The organism is aff. Roholtiella sp. LEGE 12411, from assembly GCF_015206995.1.
Lineage (GTDB): Bacteria > Cyanobacteriota > Cyanobacteriia > Cyanobacteriales > Nostocaceae > Komarekiella.
In genome coordinates, this window is the sequence record NZ_JADEXR010000291.1 from 1 (window position 1) to 2,206 (window position 2,206).

Here is a 2,206-nt window from a genome sequence, read left to right on the forward strand (position 1 = left end):
GTATGGGGTATGGGGTATGGGGAAGAAGAAAAGTTTTATTCTGCGTTGTTAATAATAGTTTATGAATGCCTATTGACAAATGAGCATAAATAGCTTTGGCAAACAAGTTGAGATATGGCGATGATTTGGGATAATTATCTGCGTTCATCAGCAGAAAGTCTGTGGACGCTAATGCGGTGAGACAGCGCTGTGGTAGGGACGCTATTGAGCGTCACACTGCCCTTGTGGTTCTTGCAATAAAGGCTTTTTGTAGGGTGCGGAGGCTTCCAACCCTCGGAACTTTGGGCGGTGATCAGAACTTTCTAAGAGTGTGGTTCCAAATTAAAACCGCTGAAATAGGTTTAGACGTGCCAATGATTTGGGATAATTATCTGCGTCCATTAGCGGAAAGTTTGAGCGCCGAAAGCCGATTCGACGAACATAACTTTCCATAACAAAAACAGCGTTGATTTGGGAAAATATAATCTGAGTTTCCGAAAAGTCCGAGGGTTGGTTTTCGACCATTGGAACTTCAGGCGACCATCAGAACTTTCCCAGAGTGTGGTTCCAAATCGCAACTGCTGAAATACACCGATAATTTTTAGAAATTATGAATGTGTATCAGTCTAACCTGCGGGAAGCCTGTTGAGTGACGCTTAAGAGTGTCGCTAACGCCAGTTGCCTAGGTTGGGAAACCGGCCTCTTAAAGGAGACACTGGGCGTAGCTTGCTTTCCCGTAAGGGTACAGCACTGGACTCACCGCTGTCAGGGAGTCTACATCTGCGGTTCAAAATCCACAATCCACAATTCACAAAGGGTCATGGGTTCTGAAATTTTGTCACAAGAAGATACACTAGCAGAAAATCTGCTGGAACTAGCCATAAAATCTGGAGCAGAAGCTGCTGAAGTGTATCAGTCGCGATCGCTTTCTCGACCAGTTTTTTTTGAGGCAAACCGACTCAAGCAGCTAGAAACCAGCCAATCTGAAGGCACAGCACTGCGGCTTTGGCGAAACGGACGTCCAGGACTTACTGTGGCTTACGGTTCTGTCCAAGCGCAAGTGATGGTAGAACGAGCTCTCGCCTTGAGTCAACTGAATCAACCGGAACCAGTGGAATTAGGCAGTAATTTTCGGCCATCTTACCCAGACTTAGGGGAAAATGTGCCTATAGAGGTTTTGGTAAATTGGGGCAAAGAAGCGATCGCGCTCATCCGCGACACGTATCCAGAGGTTGTATGCAATAGTGACTGGGAATGTGATGTTGAAAATACTAGACTTGTCAATACCAAAGGTTTAGATTGTCACTACACTGATACTACCCTGAGCTGTTATGTGTCAGCGGAATGGGTACGTGGTGATGATTTTTTGAGTGTTTCTGATGGTCAAACCCAACGGGGTGAACTGCAACCGGAGAGATTAGCTAACCAAATTGTACAGCGGCTAATTTGGGCTAGAGAAAATGTCCCTCCCCCTACTGGTCGCATCCCAGTTTTGTTCACTTCTAAAGCTGCTGATATGCTTTGGGGTACTGTGCAAGCGGCTTTGAATGGCAAGCGAGTTCTAGAAGTAGCTTCCCCTTGGGCAGAACGTCTAGGAAAACCAGTAGTTGCGCCTAGCCTGACTCTATACCAAGATCCTGAAGCTGGCCCTTATAGTTGTCCTTTTGATGATGAAGGCACTCCTACTCAATCTTTAGTGTTTATCCAAAACGGTATTTTACAGCATTTCTATGGCGATCGCACCACCGGAAATCAACTAGGCATTGGCACAACTGGGAATGGTTTTCGCCCTGGTTTGGGTAGTTATCCTACCCCTGGGTTATTTAATTTTCTAATCCAGCCAGGTTCTGCATCCCTCCAAGACTTGATTCAACAAATGGATGATGGCTTGATTGTGGATCAAATGCTGGGTGGTGGCAGTGGTATTTCTGGAGACTTTTCAATCAATATTGATTTAGGCTACCGTGTGCAAAATGGCCACGTAATTGGGCGCGTTAAAGATACGATGGTTGCTGGCAACGTCTATACAGCCCTTAAACAAGTGGTTAAACTAGGCGGCGATGCCGATTGGAATGGTTCTTGTTATACTCCATCTTTGATAGTAGAAGGACTATCCACGACTGGCAGAAGCAATTAAAACCCCTCCACTTCGTTCCGGGGAGTCCAAAGTCAAGAGTCAAAAGTCTACTTTCTCTTGACCCATGCCCCATGCCCCATGCCCCATGCC

At 46.1% G+C, this 2,206-nt stretch carries 2 protein-coding genes; both read left to right on the plus strand.

Annotated features, from left to right (window positions below):
* Positions 1-161 precede the first annotated feature (161 nt).
* Positions 162-434, plus strand: coding sequence for a hypothetical protein (locus tag IQ246_RS29445; RefSeq protein WP_194006812.1), 273 nt, complete (start codon positions 162-164; stop codon positions 432-434).
* A gap of 365 nt (positions 435-799) precedes the next feature.
* Positions 800-2,116, plus strand: coding sequence for a TldD/PmbA family protein (locus IQ246_RS29450; RefSeq protein WP_194006813.1), 1,317 nt, complete (start codon positions 800-802; stop codon positions 2,114-2,116).
* Positions 2,117-2,206 lie beyond the last annotated feature (90 nt).

Bases quoted from the DNA above. Each gene is read 5' to 3' on its own strand.
- IQ246_RS29450 (WP_194006813.1), top strand. From the start codon at position 800: ATGGGTTCTGAAATTTTGTCACAAGAAGATACACTAGCAGAAAATCTG.